We start from the raw sequence: 1,542 nt of genomic DNA on the forward strand, positions 1-1,542 counted from the left end.
GCCTCGTCGCGCTCGGCCTGGCTCAGGTGGGGGTTCACTGAGGCCCGCTTGAGTTCGGCCCGGCGCTCGGCGTAGCGGGCCACCACCTCCCGGCGCCGCAGCTCGGCGGCGATCTTGGACTTCTTGGCCATCAGCGCGACTCCTTGTACTCCACGTGCCGGCGCACCACCGGGTCGAACTTGCGCAGTACCAGCCGGTCGGGGGTGTTGCGGCGGTTCTTGCGGGTGACGTAGGTGTGCCCTGTGCCCGCGGTGGAGACCATCTTGATGATCGGCCGCAGGTCCTTCCCTTTGGCGCCGCTCATGACAGCTTCTCCCCTCGGGCCAGCATTTGGGCCACGACGACGTCGATGCCCAGCTTGTCGATCGTGCGGATGCCCTTGGCGGATACCGTCAGACGCACGGTGCGTCCCAGCGACGGCACCCAGTAGCGCTTGCGCTGCAGATTGGGGTCCCAGCGCCGCGGTGTGCGCCGGTGCGAGTGGGAGACGGAGCGGCCGAAGACCGGCCGAGCTCCCGTGACTTGGCAGTAGGTTGTCATGACGAGCATGATATAAGAATGATTCTCAGTGTCGTCAACTCTGCTGGAGGACCTCGTGACCGATCCCTCGGATGACCTCTTCGCTCTCCCCGGTACCCGGACTGATGCCGATGGCCGGCACGCCCTGTCCCTCATCGGCGCCGTCGACCCTGCCCTGCTGGACCTGGTCGACCTCTCCCTGGCCGGCCAGGACGCCGTCGTCATCCGCGCCGGCTTCCACTTCGACGAGGAAGATGGCGGCGACGAGGACGAGGAGGGCTGCGACGTCGGTGACGACAGCGGCGATCTGGTCTGCCTCGTCAGCCACAGCTCGGCCGACGGCTTCGACGACGACCCGGTGCGCCTCGACGTCCCCATGCCCTTCACCTGCCCCACCTGCTCACTGCGCGAGGTCCTGGTCGCCGTCGCCGAGGACCGTGCCGCCCAGGCCCCGGGCGGCACCACCGTCATCCTCCTGCCAGCGGCCGTCGAACTCGCCCACCTCCTGCCCCGCCTAGCCGAGGACCTCGCCGGCACCGGTGTGAGACTGGCCGGGGCCGCCCATGTCCTGGACGCCACCACCGCCTTGGACGAGCTCCTCGAGCACCGCCTGCTGGCTGCCTTCCCCGGCGACTGCCGCTGCACGGGCGCCGTGCACCTGGCCAACCTCGGCTACGCCGACGTCGTCCTGGCCCTGGGACGCGACGAGGAACCCACTGGGGCCGACCTCATCGAGCACCTGCGCCCCCACGACGCGCTGCTGCTCCCCGGGCTCGACGCGCCCCTCCTGGAGACCCTCACCGGCCTCTCCCACGACGCCGCGGCCTCTCTGAGTCGCATCCATCCTGCTACCACCAGTGCCTGGGGCGGCCCCGACGACCACGGCGTGTGGACCCTCGACCTCAGCGCCGCCCTGCCCTTCCACCCCGGGCGCCTGCGCGCCCTCGTCGTCGACCTCGCCGGCCGGGGCCTGTGCGCTCGCGGCTGCTTCTGGCTGCCCAGCCGCCCCGGCCGGGTCTGTAC

At 70.7% G+C, this 1,542-nt stretch carries 3 protein-coding genes; 1 reads left to right on the forward strand and 2 read right to left on the reverse strand.

The features are described 5' to 3' along the window. Nucleotides 1-130: 130 nt before the first annotated feature. Together rpmG and rpmB are read right to left on the reverse strand one after the other, a co-directional pair. Nucleotides 131-304 (reverse strand): 50S ribosomal protein L33, encoded by a 174-nt coding sequence (gene rpmG / locus HMPREF0975_RS07000; protein WP_003789591.1) that lies wholly within the window; start codon nucleotides 302-304, stop codon nucleotides 131-133. Further along, the gene (gene rpmB, locus HMPREF0975_RS07005) at nucleotides 301-540 is read right to left on the reverse strand and encodes a 50S ribosomal protein L28 (protein WP_039894507.1); all 240 of its coding nucleotides are present in this window, start codon (nucleotides 538-540) and stop codon (nucleotides 301-303) included. Before rpmB ends, rpmG begins: the two co-directional genes overlap by 4 nt. 28 nt (nucleotides 541-568) lie before the next feature. On the opposite strand from rpmB, the gene HMPREF0975_RS16140 reads away from it, so the two are divergent. Next, on the forward strand, nucleotides 569-1,542 hold a 974-nt coding region (locus HMPREF0975_RS16140; protein ID WP_232212480.1), incomplete at its 3' end, for a hypothetical protein.

It is taken from the genome of Actinomyces sp. oral taxon 849 str. F0330 (assembly GCF_000239715.1).
Taxonomy (GTDB): Bacteria; Actinomycetota; Actinomycetes; order Actinomycetales; family Actinomycetaceae; genus Actinomyces; species Actinomyces johnsonii.